General features: G+C 73.2%; 21 protein-coding genes and 1 tRNA gene. 16 read left to right on the forward strand and 6 right to left on the reverse strand.

What is annotated here, in order from left to right:
- Positions 1-218: 218 nt before the first annotated feature.
- Positions 219-797, forward strand: a complete 579-nt coding sequence (locus ACFTWP_RS05855) for an HhH-GPD-type base excision DNA repair protein (protein ID WP_380263011.1) — start codon at positions 219-221, stop codon at positions 795-797.
- A 150-nt stretch (positions 798-947) separates the two neighbouring features.
- Positions 948-1,565 carry a hypothetical protein gene (locus ACFTWP_RS05860; protein ID WP_380263012.1) on the forward strand — a complete coding sequence of 206 codons (618 nt, stop codon included), beginning with the start codon at positions 948-950 and terminating at the stop codon, positions 1,563-1,565.
- A gap of 55 nt (positions 1,566-1,620) precedes the next feature.
- Here ACFTWP_RS05860 and ACFTWP_RS05865 read toward each other — a convergent pair whose 3' ends face one another.
- Both ACFTWP_RS05865 and ACFTWP_RS05870 read right to left on the reverse strand, forming a co-directional pair.
- Complete coding sequence (locus ACFTWP_RS05865) at positions 1,621-1,854, reverse strand: KTSC domain-containing protein (protein ID WP_380263013.1); 234 nt, start codon at positions 1,852-1,854, stop codon at positions 1,621-1,623.
- A 116-nt stretch (positions 1,855-1,970) separates the two neighbouring features.
- Entirely contained in the window at positions 1,971-3,506 is a 1,536-nt protein-coding gene (locus tag ACFTWP_RS05870; protein WP_380263014.1) for an MFS transporter, read from the reverse strand.
- A 93-nt stretch (positions 3,507-3,599) separates the two neighbouring features.
- Here ACFTWP_RS05870 and ACFTWP_RS05875 point away from each other — a divergent pair, with 93 nt between their 5' ends.
- Positions 3,600-4,565 (forward strand): helix-turn-helix transcriptional regulator, encoded by a 966-nt coding sequence (locus ACFTWP_RS05875; RefSeq protein WP_380263015.1) that lies wholly within the window; start codon positions 3,600-3,602, stop codon positions 4,563-4,565.
- A gap of 21 nt (positions 4,566-4,586) precedes the next feature.
- Here ACFTWP_RS05875 and ACFTWP_RS05880 read toward each other — a convergent pair whose 3' ends face one another.
- Positions 4,587-5,108, reverse strand: a complete 522-nt coding sequence (locus ACFTWP_RS05880) for a YbhB/YbcL family Raf kinase inhibitor-like protein (RefSeq protein WP_380263094.1) — start codon at positions 5,106-5,108, stop codon at positions 4,587-4,589.
- An 88-nt stretch (positions 5,109-5,196) separates the two neighbouring features.
- Here ACFTWP_RS05880 and ACFTWP_RS05885 point away from each other — a divergent pair, with 88 nt between their 5' ends.
- Complete coding sequence (locus tag ACFTWP_RS05885; RefSeq protein WP_380263016.1) at positions 5,197-5,889, forward strand: rhomboid family intramembrane serine protease; 693 nt, start codon at positions 5,197-5,199, stop codon at positions 5,887-5,889.
- A 77-nt stretch (positions 5,890-5,966) separates the two neighbouring features.
- Complete coding sequence (locus ACFTWP_RS05890; RefSeq protein WP_380263017.1) at positions 5,967-7,133, forward strand: hypothetical protein; 1,167 nt, start codon at positions 5,967-5,969, stop codon at positions 7,131-7,133.
- Between the two features lie 25 nt (positions 7,134-7,158).
- Here the strand turns inward: ACFTWP_RS05890 and ACFTWP_RS05895 are convergent, their stop codons facing one another.
- The gene (locus ACFTWP_RS05895) at positions 7,159-8,796 is read right to left on the reverse strand and encodes a helicase HerA-like domain-containing protein (RefSeq protein ID WP_380263018.1); all 1,638 of its coding nucleotides are present in this window, start codon (positions 8,794-8,796) and stop codon (positions 7,159-7,161) included.
- 208 nt (positions 8,797-9,004) lie between these two features.
- On the opposite strand from ACFTWP_RS05895, the gene ACFTWP_RS05900 reads away from it, so the two are divergent.
- Together ACFTWP_RS05900 and ACFTWP_RS05905 are read left to right on the forward strand one after the other, a co-directional pair.
- A complete protein-coding gene (locus ACFTWP_RS05900; RefSeq protein WP_030061387.1) occupies positions 9,005-9,301 on the forward strand; it encodes a type II toxin-antitoxin system VapB family antitoxin in 297 nt (98 codons plus the stop codon).
- A 272-nt stretch (positions 9,302-9,573) separates the two neighbouring features.
- Entirely contained in the window at positions 9,574-10,257 is a 684-nt protein-coding gene (locus tag ACFTWP_RS05905) for a LytR C-terminal domain-containing protein (protein WP_380263019.1), read from the forward strand.
- A gap of 87 nt (positions 10,258-10,344) precedes the next feature.
- Here the strand turns inward: ACFTWP_RS05905 and upp are convergent, their stop codons facing one another.
- On the reverse strand, positions 10,345-10,980 hold the full coding sequence (gene upp / locus ACFTWP_RS05910; RefSeq protein WP_380263020.1) for a uracil phosphoribosyltransferase: 636 nt from the start codon (positions 10,978-10,980) through the stop codon (positions 10,345-10,347).
- A gap of 230 nt (positions 10,981-11,210) precedes the next feature.
- Between upp and ACFTWP_RS05915 the strand changes: the two genes are divergently transcribed.
- The 8 genes from ACFTWP_RS05915 to ACFTWP_RS05950 all read left to right on the forward strand — a co-directional run bounded on the left by ACFTWP_RS05915 (position 11,211) and on the right by ACFTWP_RS05950 (position 16,529).
- The gene (locus tag ACFTWP_RS05915) at positions 11,211-11,447 is read left to right on the forward strand and encodes a hypothetical protein (RefSeq protein ID WP_380263021.1); all 237 of its coding nucleotides are present in this window, start codon (positions 11,211-11,213) and stop codon (positions 11,445-11,447) included.
- Positions 11,448-11,655: 208 nt separating this feature from the next.
- The gene (locus ACFTWP_RS05920) at positions 11,656-12,213 is read left to right on the forward strand and encodes a hypothetical protein (RefSeq protein WP_380263022.1); all 558 of its coding nucleotides are present in this window, start codon (positions 11,656-11,658) and stop codon (positions 12,211-12,213) included.
- 106 nt (positions 12,214-12,319) lie between these two features.
- Positions 12,320-12,895, forward strand: coding sequence for a nucleoside deaminase (locus ACFTWP_RS05925; RefSeq protein WP_380263023.1), 576 nt, complete (start codon positions 12,320-12,322; stop codon positions 12,893-12,895).
- Between the two features lie 30 nt (positions 12,896-12,925).
- Positions 12,926-13,015: transfer RNA gene (locus ACFTWP_RS05930), tRNA-Ser, on the forward strand.
- Between the two features lie 491 nt (positions 13,016-13,506).
- Positions 13,507-13,647 (forward strand): hypothetical protein, encoded by a 141-nt coding sequence (locus tag ACFTWP_RS05935; RefSeq protein WP_371484757.1) that lies wholly within the window; start codon positions 13,507-13,509, stop codon positions 13,645-13,647.
- Positions 13,648-13,901: 254 nt separating this feature from the next.
- Entirely contained in the window at positions 13,902-14,195 is a 294-nt protein-coding gene (locus tag ACFTWP_RS05940; protein WP_380263024.1) for a Dabb family protein, read from the forward strand.
- A gap of 269 nt (positions 14,196-14,464) precedes the next feature.
- Positions 14,465-15,394, forward strand: a complete 930-nt coding sequence (locus ACFTWP_RS05945; protein ID WP_380263025.1) for an RNA polymerase sigma factor SigF — start codon at positions 14,465-14,467, stop codon at positions 15,392-15,394.
- A 229-nt stretch (positions 15,395-15,623) separates the two neighbouring features.
- Entirely contained in the window at positions 15,624-16,529 is a 906-nt protein-coding gene (locus ACFTWP_RS05950) for an RNA polymerase sigma factor SigF (RefSeq protein WP_380263095.1), read from the forward strand.
- A 100-nt stretch (positions 16,530-16,629) separates the two neighbouring features.
- Here the strand turns inward: ACFTWP_RS05950 and ACFTWP_RS05955 are convergent, their stop codons facing one another.
- Positions 16,630-17,613: a tyrosine-protein phosphatase gene (locus tag ACFTWP_RS05955; RefSeq protein WP_380263026.1), complete on the reverse strand. Its 984-nt coding sequence runs from the start codon at positions 17,611-17,613 to the stop codon at positions 16,630-16,632.
- A 446-nt stretch (positions 17,614-18,059) separates the two neighbouring features.
- Here ACFTWP_RS05955 and ACFTWP_RS05960 point away from each other — a divergent pair, with 446 nt between their 5' ends.
- On the forward strand, positions 18,060-20,372 hold the full coding sequence (locus ACFTWP_RS05960; RefSeq protein WP_380263027.1) for a hypothetical protein: 2,313 nt from the start codon (positions 18,060-18,062) through the stop codon (positions 20,370-20,372).
- Positions 20,373-20,500: the final 128 nt, after the last annotated feature.

Raw genomic sequence — 20,500 nt, forward strand, 5'->3', positions numbered from 1 at the left:
CACCCTGCCGTCCCGGGCGGCCGCTGTCGTCACCCGTCCGCAGACATCCGGCGTACCGCGCCTGCGGTACCCGGCCCGGCGGTGTACCGCAGGCACGGGTGCTCCGATGGCGACGCGGGTGCACCGGGTGCGCTGGCGTGTTGCCCCCGCCCGGCCGACCCGGTCCGGGACACTGGCACCGCCGGCGGCACGGCCGGCCGGAAGCGAGGACCGGACCCATGGACATCACACTTCGGCTCGCCCAGCAGCCGGAGGCCGACGCGTTGCTCGGCCGCAGCCCGCTGGCCGCCCTGGCCGGCATGCTGCTCGACCAGCAGGTGCCGATGGAGTGGGCGTTCTCCGGGCCCTACACCATCGCCGGGCGGCTGGGCCGGGACGACCTGGACGCGCACGAGATCGCCGCCTACGACCCGGAGGCCTTCGCCGCGCTGCTGTCCCAGAAGCCGGCCGTGCACCGCTACCCGGGCTCGATGGCCAAGCGGCTGCAACAGCTCTGCCAGTACCTGGTCGAGCACTACGACGGGGACGCCGCCGCCGTCTGGGAGGGCGTGGCCGACGGCAGGGAACTGCTGACCCGCCTGAACGAGCTGCCGGGCTTCGGCAAGCAGAAGGCACAGATCTTCCTCGCCCTGCTGGGCAAGCAGTTCGGGGTCACCCCGGAGGGCTGGCGGCAGGCGGCGGGCCCGTACGGCGAGCAGGACTGCCACCGTTCGGTGGCCGACATCACCGGCCCCGAATCGCTGGAGAAGGTGCGCGCGTACAAGCAGGAGGCGAAGCGCGCGGCCAGGAAGACCTGAGGTGTCCATGCGATCTCTCCAGAAGCCTCACACGAACGACTGTTCCCGGGCGGCGCGGCCTGCCTAGGCTCCGCGTGCGTGCACAACGGCGTGTGCGGCCTCCGGTGCCGGCGGCGCGTCCTCGCGCCCCCGCCCGTACGGAAAGATCACATGGACTACTGCGCATCCTGCCGACGCCATCTCAACGGCGCCCTCTCCTGTCCCGGCTGCGGCGTGGCCGCCGCCCTGGCCGCCGCTCCCCCGCCCGGCCCCGGCCGGCCCGAGGAGGCCGACGCCCCGACCGCGCTGCTGCCCGCCGTGCCCCCGGCGCCCCGGGCCGACCGGCGCGGTCGGGGCCGGCCCCGGCGGCGGCGCGGCGCGCTGGTGCTGGGCGCCGCCGTCGTGGTCCTCGCGGGCCTCGGCGCGGTGGCCCTGGCCAGCACCGACCAGGAGCCGGCCGCGGCACCGGCCGCCGCACCCGCCGTACCCGCGCCCGTCCCCACCAGCGGCACCTCCGCCACCACCGCGGCGCCCGCGCCGGCCCCGGTGGCCAGCACGGCGAAGGCCACGGCCACATCGAGCGGCCGGCCGAGCCCGACGGCCTCCCCCTCGGCCTCGGCCGCGGCGCCCCCGCCGGCCGCCTCCGCGCCGGCGAGCGCTCCGGGGACGGCCCCCGCGCCGCCCGCGCCCCTGCCGAGCACACCGGCCCCCGCGCCGAGCACGCCCCGGCCGCAGCCGTCCCCGACGGCCTCGCCGAGCTGCACCCGGATCCTCTTCTGGTGCTCCTGAGACGCCGGCGGTCCTGGGGCCGGGCGCCGTCGGCGCCGACCCGGCCGAGGGCCCGTCAGCGGATCCTGCGGTACGGGTAGCGGCCCCTGATCACCCGGCCGAAGCAGCGGCCGTGGCTCGGGGCTTCCATCAGCTCCTCGTGCACCCGGTCGGGGACGCCGGCGTAGCTGTACACCGCGCCGCTGACGAACTCGATCTCCAGCACCCGGTTCGCCGCGTCGTAGCCCACCGAGCGCAGCGCCGAGGACTCCACCGGCCGGCGACCGCCGGCCGTCCGCCCGCGTGCCATGGGGTCACCAGCCTTCGCCGTTCCTGGTCCTGGCCCCCCGTCCAGTGTGCGCCCGTCAGGCCGACGACGCGAAGGGGTCCCGGCCGGCGGCCGGGACCCCTCGGACGCGCTTCGGGTCAGAGCACGGGTACCGGCTCACCCTGCGCCGGCGCCTCGGCCGGCTCCCCGGCCGGGCCGTCGGCGGTCGCCCCGGCGGAGTGCTTCGGCAGCGCGAACATCAGGGCGAAGACGGCCAGCAGCACACCGACGACCCACCACATCGCGTGGACGAACCCGGCGGTGAACTCCGCGCCGACCGCCTGCGGCGCCGTGTTCTCGTCGATCACGCCGAAGAAGGCCACCGAGACCAGGCCGAGCCCGAGCGCCATGCCGAGCTGGCCGGTGGTGTTGATCAGCCCGGAGGCCGAACCGGCGTGCTCGCGCGGCACCTCGGAGAGGATCGCCTCGGTGACCGGGGCGACGATCAGGCCCATCCCGGCGCCCATCACCACCAGCGGCAGCGCCATCTGCCAGGGCGCGATGGCCCCCGCGTACCGGTCGGCCTCCCAGATGTAGAGCAGCACGCCCGCCGCCATCACCAGGGCGCCGGCCTGCAGCACCTTGCGCCCGAACCGCGGGACGAGCTTCTGCACCGACATCCCGGCGGCCACCGAGACCGCCAGCGAGAACGGGATGCCGGTCGTCCCCGCCTTCAGCACGCTCCAGCCGAGCCCGACCTGCATGTAGAGCGTCCAGACCAGGAAGAAGATGCCCATGACGATCCCGAAGGTCAGCTGCACGCCGATGCCGGCCGCGAAGCTCTTCACCCGGAACAGCGTCAGCTCGACCAGCGGCGAGCCGTCCCGGCGGGTCTTGGCCTGCTCGTACCGGACGAACAGCGCGAACACCGGCAGGCTGCCGGCCATCATGAGGTGGCCCCAGAGCGGCCAGCCCGCCTCGCGGCCGTGGGTGAGGGGGTAGACCAGCATCAGCAGGCCGACACTGGCCAGCGCCATCCCGGCCAGGTCCAGGCGCAGCGCCTTCTCGGCGCGGGACTCGGAGATGTACCGGCGGCCGAGCAGCAGGCCCGCGACGCCGACCGGCAGGTTGATCAGGAAGATCGGCCGCCACTGCAGGCCGAGGATGTCCCACTGGGTCAGCAGCGCGCCGATCAGCGGGCCGGAGACCGCGCCGAGGCCGACGATCGCGCCGAACATCCCGAACACCTTGCCGCGCTCGTGCGCGGGGAAGGTCGCATGGATGATCGACAGCACCTGCGGCACCATCAGGGCGGCGGTGGCGCCCTGGAGGACGCGGGTGGCGACCAGCATCTCCGGGCCGGCGGCCAGGCCGCAGAGCGCGGAGGCGACGGTGAATCCGCCGATGCCCAGCAGGAAGAGCCGCTTGCGGCCGTAGATGTCACCGAGCCGTCCGCCGGTGATCAGGCCGATCGCGAAGGCCAGCGCGTACCCGCCGGTGACCCACTGGACGGCGCTGAACGAGGCGCCGGTGTCCTGCTGGATGCTCGGGATGGCGATGTTGACGATGGTGACGTCGACCAGGTCCATGAAGGAGGCCGTCATCACCACGGCGAGGGCGATCCAGCGACGGCGGTCGGCCACGCCGTCGGGCTCGGTTCCGGTGTCGGTCCTGGGTACTGCTGGGGCGGTCATCGCACGCCTTTCCTTGGCTGTCCGGGGCACGTCGCCGACTCTAGAAGCCATGTAGGCCGGATTCTGTCCTCGTTCTGCGGCATGCTGGCGGCCATGACGGACACCCCGGCACGACTGCTGAATCTGCTCTCCCTGCTGCAGACCCCGCGCGAGTGGCCCGGCAGTGAACTGGCCGAGCGCCTGGAGGTCAGCCCGCGCACCATCCGGCGCGACATCGAGCGGCTGCGCGACCTCGGCTACCCCGTCCAGGCGACGATGGGCGCGGTCGGCGGGTACCGGCTGATCGCGGGCACCGCGATGCCGCCGCTGCTGCTGGACGACGAGGAGGCGGTCGCCATCGCGGTCGGCCTGCGGGCGGCGGCCGGGCACGCCGTGGGCGGGATCGAGGAGGCGTCGGTACGGGCGCTCGCGAAGCTCGTCCAGGTGCTGCCGTCCCGGCTGCGGCACCGGGTGAGCGCCCTGAACGAGGCCACCGTCCCGCTGCTCAGGGGGGACGGGCCGACCGTCGACCCGGAGGACCTCACCCTGCTGGCCGCCGCCATCACCAACCGCGAGCGGCTGCGCTTCGGCTACCGGGCCGTCGACGGCGCCGAGAGCAAGCGGCTGGTGGAGCCGCACCGGCTGGTCTCGGCGGGGCGCCGCTGGTACCTGGTGGCGTACGACAACGGCCGGGACGACTGGCGGATCTTCCGGGTGGACCGGATCACCGAGCCGTTCGCGACCGGGGTGCGGACCCCGGCCCGCGAGCTGCCCGCCGAGGACGCCGCCGCGTACGTGGCCGCCAAGTTCTCCCGGCTCACCCCGTCCTTCCAGGCGGTGGCGACCGTCTTCGCGCCGGCCGAGGAGGTGCTGCGCCGCTTCCCCCGCGCCGACGAGGTGCTGCCGCTGGACGAGCGGAGCTGCCGGTTGCAGAGCCGGGAGGACTCGCTGGAGTGGCTGGCGATGCGGCTGCTCATGCTGGACTGCGAGTTCGAGGTGCACGAGCCGCCGGAGCTGGCCGACCACCTGCGCGCGCTCGGCGCCAGGGCCACCCGCGCGACGGCGGGCGGCCCCGGCTGAGGACCGCTCCGCGGCCCGGGCTCAGGAGGCGTACTCGGCGACGACCACCGCGCGGGCCAGCGTGTGGAAGGTGATGTGGAAGCCGATCTGGGCCGCCGGGGTGTCCCGGGTGACGTCCAGGGCCGGGACGTCCAGCGCGTGCACGGCGAAGACGTACCGGTGGGCCGGGCCGGGCGGCGGGGCCGCGCCGTCGTACCGGTGACCGGGGAAGTCGTTGCGGGCGTGGAAGGAGGCGCCGCCGGGGAGGTCCGCGTCCGAGGAGCCCGCGCCGCGGGGCAGTTCGGTGGTGTCGGCGGGCAGGTCGAGCGCCAGCCAGTGCCACCAGCCGCTGCCGGTGGGGGCGTCCGGGTCGTAGCAGGTGACGGCGAAGCCGCGGGTCCCCTCCGGCGCGCCGGACCAGGCCAGCTGCGGCGAGAGGTTCCCGCCGGCGTGGGCGAACTCCCCGGGCAGCACGCCGCCGTCGGTGATGTCACGGCTGGTCAGGGCGAAGGACGGCACCTGCGGCAGGAAGTCGTACGGAAGCGGCGGACGGGCGCTCACGATGGGTCACCTTTCGATGGGGGCTCCTGGGCGTCCCCAACTTTAGGGTTCCCCCTCCCGCCCCGGGTGCACGCCGCTCTACAGTCGGGGCATGGCCTCGGAACACAGCACCGCCTCCACCGGTCCCCTCGCCCGGGTGATCACGGGCGCCCGCACCGCCCTGTTCGTGATGACCGGCGCACTGGCCGTCATCTGGCTGGTGCAGATAGCCAACTGGAGCGGCGACTACCAGCTGGTGCGGGACTACGGCATCCACCCGCGCGAGCTCGGCGAACTCGGGGACGTCCTCAGCGCGCCGCTGCTGCACGGCACCTGGGAGCACGTGGAGAGCAACTCCGTCCCGCTGTTCGTGTTCGGCGTGCTCGCCGCCTACCGGGGCATGCGCCGCTTCCTCGCGCTGACCCTGCTGACGGTGCTGACCAGCGGCGGCGCGGTCTGGCTGCTGGAGGACTCCAACACCGTGACGGTCGGCGCCAGCGGCGTCGTCTACGGGTACTTCGGCTACGTGGTGCTGCGCGGGATCTTCGACCGGAACCTGCTCGACACGGTGATCGGCGTCCTGCTCGGCGCGTCCTACGCCTACATCCTGCTCGCCGTCCTGCCGGGTGACCCGGGCATCAGCTGGCTGGGCCACCTGGGCGGGCTGCTCGGCGGGCTCGCCGGCGCCTGGGTCTTCCGCGACCGGCGGGCGAAGGCCGCGCCAGCGGCGGCCGCCACGGCGCCCGGGCAGGCCCGCAGTGCGCACGCCGACCTGCTGAAGGAGCTGGACGACCTCGGCATCTGACCCCGCCAGGTATAGACCAATCCGGAGCGCCGGGTTAGCGTGAGCAGCACCTGTACCCCCTGCTCCGGAGCCGCGCCGTGGAGTCGTCCGTCCTCGCCTTCGCCACCGACCTGATCGACGAGGGCGCCGACACGTTCTTCGGCAACCTGACCGACCGCGCCGGCGTCGGCGGCGTCACCCTCGCCTCGGTCTACCACGAGGCCCGCGACGTCTTCCCGCACAACCCCGGGCGGGTGATCCGCTACCTGGAGCCCGGCGCCGCGTACTTCCGCCCGGACCCGGCCCGCTGGGCGGGACGGCGCCTCGCCCCGACCCCCTCCACCGCCATCGGCGACCGCGACCCCTTCGCCGAGGCCGCCGACGAGGCCCGCCGGCGCGGCCTCAAGCTGCACGCCTGGACGGTCTTCTGCCACAACGACCGGCTCGGCTTCCAGCACCCCGACTGCGCGCCCGCCAACGCCTTCGGCGACCGCCACCTCACCGAGCTCTGCCCGGCCAACCCCGAGGTCCGCGAGTACGCCGTCACCCTGGTCGCCGAACTCGCCCGGTACGGCGTGGACGCGATCCGCGCCGAGTCGCTGCACTTCCACGGCCTGCGCCACGGCTACCACCACGAGCGCTACTTCGAGGAGCTCGGCCCGCTCGCCGAGGCCCTGCTCGGGATCTGCTTCTGCGACCACTGCCGGGCCGGCGCCGTCCGCGCCGGCGTCCCCGCCGACGAGGTCCGCGACGCCGTCCGGAGCGAGCTGCGCCGCCGCCTGGCCGACGAGGACGCCGCCGCCGAGCCGACCCCGCTGGACGAGCTGGCCGGCGGCGCGGTCGCCGCGTACGTCGACGCCTCCGCCCTGACCGTCACCTCGCTGACCGCGGAGGTCGCCGAGGCCGCGGAGCAGCACGGCATGCGGCTGACCTTCATGGACGGCGGCGGGCCGGGCAAGGGCTGGCTCTCCGGCATCGAGCTGCCGGCGCTCGCCGGGGCCGCCCACCAGATCGAGACGCTCGGCTACGCGAAGACCCCGGAGGCCGTCCGCGAGAAGGTCGCCGCGTTCGCGCTGCACGGCGTGCGCCCGGAGTCGATGGCGGTGATCCTGCGCCCGATGGCCTCGGACTGCGACGGCCCGGCCAACCTCGCCGCCAAGATCGAGGTGCTGCGCTCGCTCGGCGTGCCCGAGGTCGAGTTCTACAACTACGGCCTGATGCGGCTCTCCTCGATGGACCGGATCGGCGCCGCACTGGCCGGCTGACCCGGGCAGGCGGCCCGTCCCGCCGCTACCGCCGGCGCCGGGACGTCCCGAACAGGCTGCGGGTGATCTCCCGGCCGAGCTGCGTCCCGGCCGAGCGGGCGAAGGACTTCAGCGCCGGGTTGGCCAGCAGCGATCCGAGCAGTCCGCCGTCGTCCTTGTGCTCCCGCGTCCGCTCGGGCTGCCCCTCGGCCGGCCCGGGCTGCTCCGCGCGGCGCGGCGCGGGCTGCGCGGGGCCCTCCTGCGGGTCCGGCCGGGCGGCCCTGGCGGCGAGCCGCTCGTACGCCGACTCCCGGTCGACCGCGTCGCGGTAGCGGGCCGTCACCGGGGAGGCGTCCACGGCGGCCCGCAGGGCGTCCGCCCCGAGCGGGCCCATCAGCGACCGCGGCGCCCGCAGCCTGGTGGCCGCCACCGGCGTCGGCGCGCCGCTCTCGGAGAGCACCGTCACCACGGCCTCCCCCGTGCCGAGCGAGGTGAGCACCTCGCCCAGGTCGTACCCGGACCTGGGGAAGGTCGACACGGTCGCCTTCAGCGCCTTGGCGTCGTCCGGGGTGAAGGCGCGCAGCGCGTGCTGCACCCGGTTGCCCAGCTGGGCCAGCACGTCGCCGGGGACGTCCTTCGGGGTCTGGGTGACGAAGAGGATCCCGACACCCTTCGACCTGATCAGCCGTACGGTCCGGACGATCGCCTCCAGGAAGGCCTTGGAGGCGTCCTGGAACAGCAGGTGCGCCTCGTCGAAGAAGAAGACCAGCTTGGGCTTGTCGAGGTCGCCGACCTCCGGCAGCTCCTGGTAGAGGTCGGCCAGCAGCCACATCAGGAAGGTGGAGAAGAGCCGCGGCCGGTCCTGCACGGCGGGCAGCTCCAGGACGGAGACCGTCCCGCGCCCGTCGGCCGCCGTGCGCAGCAGCTCGGCGGTGTCGAACTCGGGCTCGCCGAAGAACGCCCCGGCGCCCTCGTTGTCGAGCACGGTGAGGGAGCGCAGGATGACGCCGGCGGTGGCGGCGGAGAGGCCCCCGATGCCCTTCAGCTCCTCCCGCCCCTGCGGGGAGGTGAGGAAGCCGATGACGGCGGTGAGGTCCTTGAGGTCGTACAGTTCCAGGCCCTGCCGGTCGGCGTAGTGGAAGACCAGGCCGAGCGAGGCCTCCTGGGTCTCGTTCAGGTCGAGGACCTTGGCGAGCAGCAGCGGGCCGAAGCTGGTGACGGTGGCTCGGAGCGGGATCCCGCCGCCCTGCCCGCCGAGCGCGTAGAACTCGGCCGGGCAACCCTGCGGCGTCCAGTCCTGCCCCACCTCGGCGGCCCGGGCGGCGATCCGGTCGCCGGGGGCGCCGGGGGCGGCGATCCCCGAGACGTCCCCCTTGACGTCGGCCAGGAACACCGGGACGCCCTGGGCGGAGAGCTGTTCGGCGATCAGTTGCAGGGTCTTGGTCTTGCCGGTGCCGGTCGCGCCGGCGATCAGCCCGTGCCGGTTGAGCACCGCGAGCGGGATCCGGATCGGCGCGGCGGGGTGGGCGGCGCCGTCGAGCAGTGCGGCGCCGAGGTCGAGGGCCGGGCCGGTGAAGGCGTAGCCGGCGGCGATCTCGCGGAGGGCCGGCGGCAGCGCGGCGGCCGCCGCTCCCCGGTCCGGTTCCCCGGTGCCCGGGGCGGTCGGCTGCTCGTCGGTGGTCATCGGGGCACGCTCCTGGGCAGGCTGATCAACGATCGCGACATTTCCCATGAAACATCCGCAATCGCCCGCAGGGCCGCTGCGACAGGCTCCTCCCCGGGGGAACATTTCGCCCACAGTTCCGGGCATCGACGCAGGTCGGCCACACTCACGCGGTCTCACCGGGCCGCGTCTGCTGCGCCATCCGCCACCCAAACGGTAGGCTTTCCGTGTGATCTTCAAGCGCATCGGCAATGGGCGGCCGTACCCGGATCACGGCCGGACCAGCACCCGCCAGTGGGCGGACGTCGCCCCACGCCCGGTGCGACTGGACCAGCTGGTGACCACCAAGGGGCAGTTGGACCTCGAAACCCTGTTGGCGGAGGACTCCACCTTCTACGGTGACCTCTTCGCCCACGTCGTGAAGTGGCACGGCGACCTCTACCTGGAGGACGGGCTGCACCGCGCGGTCCGGGCCGCCCTGCAGCAGCGTCAGGTGCTGCACGCCCGCGTCCTCGAAATGGAGTGAGGGGCCGAGCCCTCCGCTCCACCGGCCGTCGGCCCGCCCGGGCCGGCAGGCACTCCGGCCTGCCCTTCCACCACGTCTCCGGGGACGCCCACGCCGCGTCCCGTACATCCTTTCGGGTGCCGCCGTACTCCAGATGATGATCATTTAGTACCTTCGGAGCGGTCCCGCACTAATCTGCTGACTACGGCCGAAAATCTCCCTGGCGCCCCGCCCGACCGGCCGTACCCGTCACCGAACCCCGCCCTGGCACGAGGGGGAGACAAACCGTGAGCATGTTGACTCCCCAAGGCTTGAAGGGGAAGCAGTACCGGGTCACCGGCACCGCGTATCCGCGGCTCGGCAGACCCCCGAGGAAGGGTCGCAAGATCCTCGCGCTGATCGGCTCGCTGCTCGCGCTGGCGCTGATCGGCCTGGGCGGCGTGCAGCTGGTGGACATCTTCAACGGCAGGGGCAAGCACTCCACCGCCCAGGCCTGCGCGTCCCCCGCGGCCACCGCGAAGGCACTGGCGGCCCCGGCCGCCGACGCCCCGCCGGGCACGTCGCCCGCTCCCGCCGCACCGGCCGCCCCGGTCGACCCGGCCTCCGTCCCGCTGCCCAAGAACGTGACCGTCAACGTCTACAACGCCACCGCCAAGGCCGGCCTGGCCGGCCGCACCGCGGAGGAGCTGAAGAAGCGCGGCTTCGTCATCGGCACGGTCGGCAACGCACCCACCGCCCTCGACAAGAAGGTGCCCGGCACCGCCCAGGTGATCGGCGGCCCCGCCGCCGTCGGCGCCATGACCCTGCTGACCTCGCAGATCGCCGGCGCCACCGCCACCCCGGACGCCCGGACCGACGGCAGCGTCGACTTCGTGATCGGCGACAGCTACAACGCGCTGCTCGACGAGACCCAGGCCGCCGCCGCACTCGCCCTGGCCACCAAGCCCCTGCCCACCGCGACCCCGGGCAGCTGCTGACCCGGCGGCGACCCGCACGAGCACGGCGAAGCCCCCGGCACCGGTGCCGGGGGCTTCGCCGTGCTCGGGGGCGATCCGCGCGGGTGTTCAGCCCGCCGTGCCGTAGAGGCGGTCCCCGGCGTCGCCGAGGCCCGGGACGATGTAGCCGTTCTCGTTGAGGCGCTCGTCGACGGCGGCGGTGACGACGGTGACCGGCAGGCCGGACAGCTCCTTCTCCATCACCGCGACGCCCTCGGGGGCCGCCAGCAGGACGACCGCGGTGACGTCGGTGGCGCCGCGGTCGATCAGCATCCGGATGGCCGCCACCAGCGTGCCGCCGGTCGCCAGCATCGGGTCCAGCACGTACACCTGGCGACCCGAGAGGTCGTCCGGCATCCGGGTCGCGTAGGTGGAGGCCTCCAGGGTCTCCTCGTTGCGCACCATGCCCAGGAACCCGACCTCGGCGGTCGGCAGCAGCCGGGTCATCCCGTCGAGCATGCCGAGGCCGGCCCGCAGGATCGGGACGACCAGCGGGCGGGGGTAGCTCAGCCGGGTGCCGGTGGTGACCGCGACCGGCGTGGTGATCTCCACCGCCTCGGTGCGGACGTCCCGGGTGGCCTCGTACGCGAGCAGGGTGACCAGCTCGTCGGTGAGGCGACGGAAGGTCGGTGAGTCGGTGCGCTCGTCGCGCAGGGTGGAGAGCTTGTGGGCGACCAGGGGGTGGTCGACGACGTGGATCCGCATGTCTCGACCATAACCGCGGGCGCGGGCCGCTACGACCCGCCGGTCGGCCCCGGCCGGCGGGTCGGCCGGGGCCGACCGGGGTCGGGGGCCCGGGGGGCCGCGGCCCGGGGCCGGACAGCCCGCCCGCCCGCCCGTCACGCAACCGGCGGCACGCCGTGACACACCGCGAATACCCGAGCCGATCCCGTTCCTGTGGTATCAATCCGACGGATCTGGGAAGGTCAGACGCTATGACGAGCAACCCGAACGCCGGGGGCGGCTCGACGGGCGGGACGCCCGGCCCGTCGGGCGGGCCCGCGAGGGCGGCCCCGGACCACCCGGAGACCGAGACGGAACGCCGCAGGCGGCGGGCCGTGTTCCTGCGCGAGCTGGCCGAGGCGCGTGAACTGCGCGCCAGAGTGCAGCCCAGGCGCACCAAGGAACGCCGGATGCGCGAGGCCATGCGGATGCGGACCTTCCGGATCTGACGGCGTGTCGGGCCACTTCTCGGCCCCCGGCCAGTACTTCCGACACGACCTGCGAAGACGCGCTGCCGAACACCCCCCGCAAACGCGGGCTTTCTGTCACGATTCCGATGGGACGGTCCGAACAGCGGACCGCCTCTGGCGCGGGGGCGGCCAGACCGCGTTCGCCCGAGATCGCCTACAGCCGAGACCAATCTTGGGAGTGTCCCTGGTGGCGTACTTCGCTGCAGTGCTTGCTCGCACCGAGGACGGGTGGGATGTGAGCGAGACAGAGCTCGACGATGTCGAAAGCCTCGCCGACCTGGCCGACCTGGCCCGCGAGGCCGCACAGGAGGACGACAGCGTGCTCGTCTTCATCGAACAGGAGGACGCGTGGTTCGCCATCGTCCGCGTGGACGGTGAGGAGGACCCACGGATCTTCGTCTCGGACGGCGCCGCAGCCGCCCGAAGCTCCTACGGATCCGTCCTCACCGACGAACTGGTGGAACAGGCCGGGGAGAGCGAGTTCGACGACCTCGACGACCTCGTCGCCGAGCTGGACGACGAGGACTCGGCCTCCGAGGAGGACGAGGACGAGGACGACGGCCCGGCCGTGGGCCCCGGCGGCGTGCCGGTCGGCCCGCTCGGCGACTCCGAGATCCTGGCCGAGTTCGGACTCGCCGCCAAGGACCTGGTCGACCTCAGCGGCGAGGGCGCGGTGCCGGGCGACGCCCTGGCCGAGATCGCCGACGCCCTCGGGTGCGGCGAGATCCTGGAGGCGGTGCGGTAACCGCCGTGCGGGTGCCCGGCACGGCCGGCCCGCCGACCCGTGGCCGACGGCGCCCGCCGGACGACCCGGCGCGGCCGGCCGGCCGCGATGCCCGACACTGGATGCCATGCAGTCCGCCCCGCAGCTCGACCCCCTGCCCGCACCCGTCCGCCCCGACCCGGTACGCGACCGGTGGGCGGCTCCGATGCGCCTCGCCATCGCCGAGGCCGCACTGGCGCCGGCCACCGGCGACGTACCGGTCGGGGCGCTGGTGCTCGGGCCCGACGGCACCGTCCTCGGGCGCGGCCACAACGCCCGTGAGGCGGTCGGCGACCCGACCGCGCACGCCGAGGTGGTCGCCGTCCGGGCCGCCGCCCGGGCCCTGAACGCACGGGCCGACGGCGCCGGGGCCGACGGACGGCGGGCGGGCGAGTGGCGGCTGAGCGGCTGCACCCTGGTCGTCACCCTGGAGCCCTGCACCATGTGCGCGGGCGCGATCGTGCTCTCCCGGATCGACCGGGTCGTGTACGGCGCCTTCGACGAGAAGGCCGGCGCGGCCGGCTCGCTCTTCGACGTGGTCCGCGACCGCCGGCTGAACCACCGGCCCGAGGTCGTCCCCGGCGTGCTCGCCGACGAGTGCGGCGAGCAGCTGCGCGCCTTCTTCGACGGCCACCGGCCCGGCGCCGGGGAACGGATTTCGTGACCGCTGCGGATGTCCGGTAGAGTCTCCCTCGGTAGCGTGTCCGAGCGGCCAAAGGAGCACGCCTCGAAAGCGTGTGTGGGGGCAACTTCACCGTGGGTTCGAATCCCACCGCTACCGCCAGCAGAACGAAGGGCCCGTCCATCGCGGACGGGCCCTTCGTCGTGTCGGTCCCGCCCGGGATCCCGGCCGGCCGCGGGCATGGCAAGGCTCCGCATCCGGCCCGGCGACCACCATCACCGGACGGGTACGGAGCCTTGGAGGGGGAGCGACTCCGGGGGGTCGAGCCGCTCCCCCGGCGGAGTCCCACAACCGGCCGCGGCGTCGGGGGGAAGATGCGGCGGCCGGTCCCACAGCGGGGAGCTCCGGATCCATGTACCGCGATTCCTGCCAGATCCTCGGTACAACAACCATCCTGCTCCACCGGCCCCTCCCGGGCATCCGCACAAAGCCCCCACTCGCGGGGACCTTCGTCCCGACGGGCGAACAGGATGCTGACCCGTTGGGCCGTCCGGTGGATAAGCTCTGCACGGCAGGGTCGCTCGGGGACCGGATGACGGCGGCCCACACCAGGGAGGCAGGGCAGCACGATGGCTCAGGCGAGGAAGATCGGCATGTATCTCCTGCTCATCTTCGTCCTCTACACGATCATCACTTCGCCCGCCCGCGCGGCGGAGCTCGTCCAGTCGGGTTTCGAGGGCATCTCGACCGCCGCCAAGGCGGTCGGCACCTTCATGACCGGTCTGGTCAAGTAGTCCCCCGGCCAACCGGCCGCTCCACCGGCTAGCCGCCCGGGCCGGGAGGCGGCCGGGCCGGGAGGCCGCGCGACGACCGGCCCCGGACTCCCCCGGACGGCGCGGGCCGCCCGGGCGGACGGGCACGCGCCGTCCGGCGGGCACGCGCGGACCGACCGCCGCCGCGGACCGCGGAGCGGACACCGGCCCGGGCCGGACCGGGGCTGCGGCTACCGTGGCACGGTCCACAACCCTCACCCGCTGGGAGCGGCCCCATGATCCGGCACCTGGTCCTTTTCAAGCTCGACGACGGCGTCTCGAAGGACGACGAGCGTGCGCTCGCCGGCGCCAAGGCCTTCGAGGAGCTCGGCTCGCTGATCCCCGAGCTCCGCGAGTGGGAGTGCGCCTGGAACATCACCGAGCGCGACATCGCCTACGACTACGCGATCAACAGCCTGGTCGAGGACCGCGCGGCACTGCAGGCCTACCTCGCCCATCCGGCCCACCAGGCCGCGGCCGGGCAGTGGCGTGAATTCGCCACCTGGGTGATTGCCGACATCGAGGTCTGACCGACCGAACGCCTCGGTCGCATCCGCACGACCCCCGGCGCCCCGCCTCCCACCGAGGCGGGGCGCCTTGGCGTGCCCCCGCGGGGCGCCCGGGCGCTGCGCCGGATGCCCCAACGGTGCTTCAACACACCTCTGCGCGGTACTTGAACGAACTGTGCCCAGCTTGTGATGCTATGACCGGTTTTGCCGGACATGGCGAGGTGATGAACGGGGGCACGACACCCGACCCGCAGGTCCCCACCGTTGTCGACTTTGGGAGGGGTGAGTCCGTGCGGACTCAAGGGAGTGCACCTGACACCGGCGCCGGGCCGCCGGCCGCGGCCGTCGCACCGGGCGAGCTCGAACTGCCCGAGGACGAGCCCCCCAAGCCCTCCCCGGACGAGGCGGTCGCCGCCGTCTTCGGCCCGGCCGGCGAGCTCAGGCCCGGCGGGCGGCGGCCCGCCGTCGACGTGCGGACGCTGACCAGGGTGCTCTTCGAGCGGCTCGCCGAACTGCCCCCGGACGCCCCCGAGCGCCGGCGGGTGCGGGCGGCGCTGATCGAGGTGAACATCCCGCTGGTGCGGTACGCCGCGACCAGGTTCCGCAGCCGCAACGAGCCGATGGAGGACGTCGTCCAGGTCGGCACGATCGGGCTGATCAACGCGATCGACCGGTTCGACCCGAGCCGGGGGGTGCAGTTCCCGACGTACGCCCTGCCGACCATCCTGGGCGAGATCAAGCGGTACTTCCGCGACAACGTGCGCACCATGCACGTCCCGCGCCGCCTCCAGGAGCTCTGGGTGCAGGTCAGCGGGGCGATGGAGGAGCTGACGGTCACCCACGGGCGGGTGCCGAAGGTCCCCGAGATCGCCGCCAGCCTGCGGATCCCGGAGGAGGACGTCCGCGCCTGCCTGGACGCCGGGCGGGCGTACAACGCCGCCTCGCTGGAGGCCGCGCAGGAGCACGAGGGCGGGCTGGCCCTGCTCGACCGGCTCGGCTACGAGGATTCCGCGCTGGCCGAGGTCGAGCACCGCGACATGGTCCGGCACCTGCTGGTGCAGCTGCCCGAGCGCGAGCGGCGGATCATCATGCTGCGGTTCTTCGCCAATCTGACGCAGTCGCAGATCAGCACCGAGCTGGGGATGTCGCAGATGCACGTCTCCCGCCTGCTCTCCCGGATCCTGACGAGGCTTCGGACCGGCAATTCGTGGGAAGACTGACGTCACAGAACCTCCCATACCGCCAGATTCGGACCACCGGAACAGAGATTGCTGCGCGTTACTGACACGTGACATCTTGCGATGTTCGGGTTTGCGGGCGGCCGGGCGCCGGTATGGAGGGGGAGGGCGCCGCACGGGAACCACCGAGCGGTGACACGAGTTCAACAGTCAGTCACAAGGGGGTGGGTGCATGTCCGGAGAGCTGGGCACTGCTGAGATCCACGGCGCCATGACGGTCGTCGACCAGATCCCTGTCCAGGGGGCCCGGCGGCAGGCCGCGCCGCCGCCCGCGCCGGTCGCTCCCGACACCCCCGCCGCCCCGGACGCACCGGGCGCCCCCGAGGCCCCGGTGGCCGCCCCGCAGGCGTCGCCGGCGCTGGACACCCGCACCCTGTCCCGGGCGCTGTTCCTGCGCCTGGCCGGCCTGGAGGCGGGCAGCGCGGAGCACACCTACGTCCGCGACACGCTGATCGAGCTCAACCTGCCGCTGGTCCGCTACGCCTCCGCGCGCTTCCGCAGCCGCAACGAGCCGATGGAGGACATCGTCCAGGTCGGCACGATCGGGCTGATCAAGGCGATCGACCGGTTCGACCCGGAGCGCGGGGTCGAGTTCCCGACCTTCGCGATGCCCACCGTGGTCGGCGAGATCAAGCGCTTCTTCCGCGACACCAGCTGGTCCGTCCGGGTGCCCCGGCGGCTGCAGGAGCTGCGGCTGGCCCTCACCAAGGCCGGCGACGAGCTGGCGCAGAAGCTCGACCGCTCCCCCACCGTCGCCGAGCTGGCCGTCTGCCTGGGCGTCAGCGAGGAGGACGTCGTGGAGGGTCTGGCGGTGGGCAACGCGTACACCGCCTCCTCGCTGGACTCCAGCCCCGGCGAGGAGGACGGCGACGGCCCGCTGGCCGAGCGGCTCGGCTACGAGGACCTCGCGCTGGAGGGCGTGGAGTACCGCGAGTCGCTCAAGCCGCTGCTGGCCAAGCTGCCGCCGCGCGAGCGACGGATCATCATGCTCAGGTTCTTCGGGAACCTCACCCAGTCGCAGATCGGCGAGGAGATCGGCATCTCGCAGATGCACGTCTCCCGGCTGCTGACCAAGACCCTCACCCAGCTCCGCGAGGGCCTGATCAGCGAGGCCTGACGAGCAGGACCCACGGGTGGAGACCCGACGACTGCCCGGCCCGCTGCGGGCCCGCCCGCCAGATCCCGGGGCGGGCCGGCCCGCAGCGGGCCGGGCGCCGTCAGTCCGCCAGCAGGTTGGCCCGCAGGCCCGCCAGCACCTCGTCGTCCAGGCCCAGGCCGTCCCGCCAGAAGTCCTCGAAGGACGTCCAGCCGAGCGCGACCTCCTCGAAGGCGGCCTCCAGGTAGCCGCGGTCGGCCAGGAAGACCGGCAGCAGCAGTTCGGGCTCCTCCATCAGACCGCGGGTGCCGAAGCTGTCCAGGATGGTCCCGACGATCGCCGCGGATCGCTCGTTGGTCAGCAGGTAGTCGGCGAAGACGGTGTCGCGGTCCACCCCGAGGGCGGTGAGCAGGACCGCCGCCGTCCAGCCGGTGCGGTCCTTGCCGGCCGAGCAGTGGAACAGCAGCGGTGCGCCGCCGGGCGCGGCCAGCAGGCGCAGCACGGTGGCGAACCGCTCCCGGGCGACCGGGTCGGTGACGAACCACCGGTAGAGGCCGATCATCATGGCGGCCGCCCGGCCGTCGCCGAGCAGCGCGCGCTGCTTCTCCGGGCTCCGGTCGGCCAGGGCGTCGCGCAGGGCGACGTAGATGTCGAAGTCCGCCGCGAAGACCGGCAGGTGGTGCAGGGTGACGCCGCCGGGGGTGGTGGGCTCCACGGTGATCGGGGTGGCGGAGAGCTCGGCGGCGGCGATGTCGGCGACCGGCAGCCCGGGGACGCGGTCGGGGCCCGCTTCGCGGACCTCGTCCAGGCTGCGCAGGTCGACGATCCGGCGCAGCCCGTGACCGGCCAGCAGGTCGAGGTCCTGGTCGGTGAGGCGGTTCAGGCCGTCGCTGCGCAGCGCGACCCCGTGCCGCAGCACCCGGCCGTCGGCCGTCCGGTAGCCGCCGAGATCGCGGGCGTTGACGGCGCCGCGCAGGCCGAGACTGCGGGCGGCGGAGCCGTCGACGGGCGTCCGGCGGGGCTCGTCGGGCAGCGCTTCGCGCAGCGCGTCGGCGGCCGGACCGGGGGTGGCGGGAGCGGCGATCTCGGTCTGCTGATCGGTCACGGGTGGGGCCTCCATCGGATATTCGGAACGCCGCGGCACAGAACCCCGCACGATGTTGCATGAACCTGCCCGGCGCGGGGCACAGATGTGCGAGAGTGTCAGGGCTTGATCAGTCTAGGCAGCCAGACCGGTGCGTACCCGGGAGTAGCCGGTGACCAGCGAAAACCCGGTCGGCAGCGAAGTTGATCGACAGATTGCTGTCAGCTGCTGACTGATTGTCGTTCTCATTTAATAATTTGCGCAGATTGCGCCTTTCTGGCCGGGTTCAAACCCTTTATGGCATCGCCATGAACGTTGGTAACAGATTCGCTGCACTCTCACCCATTTGGTCCCTAGCACCCCTGAACCTCCACCAAGATGACACCAGGCAGCCTGCTGCCTTCGAACAGAGCCAGGGCAGGCGCGCCGAGCAGCGGACCGCCCCTGCCCAAAGGGGAGGAACCACCATGGGTCGAGCGACCCGAAGAGCTGCCGCGTGTGCGGTGGCAGTCCTGCTGGCCGGCGGTCTCCAGTCGTCCTTCGCCAACGCCGCGACGACGACCCGTATCGACCTCACCGTGCTCGTGATCAGCGACGGTGGCCCCGCCACCGCCGCCATCGCCGCCGAACTGGCGAGCCAGGGCACCCCCTACAAGATCGTCAATCTGAACGACGCCAACCGGCCCGTGATCGACGCCGCCTTCCTGAGCGACACCGTGAACGGGCAGCCCCGCGCGAAGTTCCAGGGTGTCGTCCTTCCCAACGACAACCCCTTCGCCGCCGGGTCCGCCGAGATGACGGCGCTTGCCGCCTTCGAGGCCGCCTTCGGCATCCGACAGGTCGACGCCTACACCTATGCCCGCCCGGACGTCGGTCTTAACTGGGCGCAGAACCCCGGTTACATCGGCAGCCTCGACGGAGCCCAGGGGCAGGTCACCGCGACCGGCCTCGCGGGTCCGTTCAGCTACCTCAAGGGCAGCGTCCCGTTCGAGGACAACGACTCGAACATCGGCGAGAGCTACGGCTACCTCGCCACCCCGCTGGCCGGCGCCGACTTCAAGCCGCTCGTCGAGGCCCCCATCCCGGGCAGCACCGAGAAGGGCTCGCTGGTCGGCGAGTACACCCACGACGGCCGCAAGGAACTGGTCGTCACGTTCGTCTACAACCAGTACCAGCAGCAGTACCGGCTGCTGGCCCGCGGCATAGTCGACTGGGTGACCCAGGGCATCCACCTCGGCTACGACCGCAACTACTTCGCGGCCCACGTCGACGACGTCTTCCTCGCGGACGACCGCTGGGACACCAGCCTCAAGTGCACCCCCGGCGACGTCACCTGCCCGCCCGGCACGCCCGAGTCGGCCAATCCGATCCGGATGACGCCGGCCGACGCGCAGTACGCGAAGCAGTGGCAGATCGACCACAACTTCACCATGGACATGGTGTTCAACGGTGGCGGCAGCGAGGACTGGAAGGCCGACCACGAGGTCACCGCCGACCCGGTCGTCGACCAGATGGTGGCCGACCAGGCCAGCTTCCGCTGGATCAACCACACCTACACGCACCCGTACCTGGGCTGCCTGCAGGACGTCTCGGTGGTGCCGTGGAAGTGCACCAAGGACGCGGGCGGCAACACCGTCTGGGTGGACCAGGCGACCATCACCGGCCAGATCAAGAACAACCTGGACTGGGCGGCGGCGCACCACATCACGCTCGACAAGAGCGAGCTCGTCACCGGTGAGCACTCGGGTCTGCTGACCGCTCCCCAGGAGACCAGCGACAACCCGTACCTCGCGCCCTCCCTCGTCACCAACGGTGTCAAGTGGACGGCGAGCGACGCCTCCCGCGAGAGCGGCCAGCGCGCCGTCGGCAGCTCCACGCTGACCGTGCCGCGGTACCCGATGAACGTCTTCTACAACGCCGGCACGGCGGTGGAGGAGACCGACGAGTACAACTGGATCTACACCAGCGCGGCCAACGGCGGCAGCGGGGTCTGCGAGAACAACGCGAACTCCACCTGCCTCACCACCCCGCTGAACACCTCCACCGGCTACACCTCGTACATCGTGCCGCTGGAGGCGCGGATCGACCTGGGCCACGTGCTCAACAACGACCCGCGGCCGCACTTCATCCACCAGTCGAACCTGGCCGAGGGCCGGATCGTCTACCCGGTGCTGGAGACGGTGCTGTCCACGTACCGCAACCTGTACGCGGACAACGCCCCGGTCGTGAACCTGCCCCAGCGTGAGATCGGCGCCGAGTTCCAGCGCCGTGCGGCCTGGAACACCGCCCTCGCGGCCGGCCAGGTCACCGCGTACCGCATCGGTGACACCGTCACGGTGAACGCGCCCGCCGGTCTGGCGAGCGAGGCCACCATGCCGACCGGCACCGTCCAGAAGCTGACCTTCGGCAGCACCGCCTTCGGCACCGCCTACGCGGGTACGCTGTCGGGCTGGGTCAAGGCCGGTTCGCTGCAGAGCACGGTCACGCTGAAGCTGACGGCCGCGCAGACCCCGGCGGCCCCGGCCGCCGCCGCTGCCGCCGCCGCCAAGACGGCGCCCGTCACCGCCCCGGCCGCCAAGACGGTCGTGCCGAGCGGCGCCGCCACCGCGGTGCCCGTCGGCCCGACCGACACCGACCGGACCGACGCGGCGACGCTGGTGCCCGGCAGTGGCAAGCCCGTCCTCGGCAAGGCCCTCGCGGGCAAGGCCGGGGCCAACACCGCGGGCAAGCCCGCCGCGGGCAAGTCCACCGGCAAGTCCGGCAAGTCCGGCAAGCAGTAGTTCGCAGGACCGGTGGTGGGGGGGGGGCGCCCCCCCCCCCCCCCCCGGGGGGGGCCCCCCCCCCCCCCCGGCCGCGACCGCGGAGGGGGGGGGTCGGGGGGGGGCGGGCCCCCGCGCACCCCGGGGGC

The sequence above is a fragment of the Kitasatospora sp. NPDC057015 genome, assembly GCF_042673745.1.
Lineage (GTDB): Bacteria > Actinomycetota > Actinomycetes > Streptomycetales > Streptomycetaceae > Kitasatospora.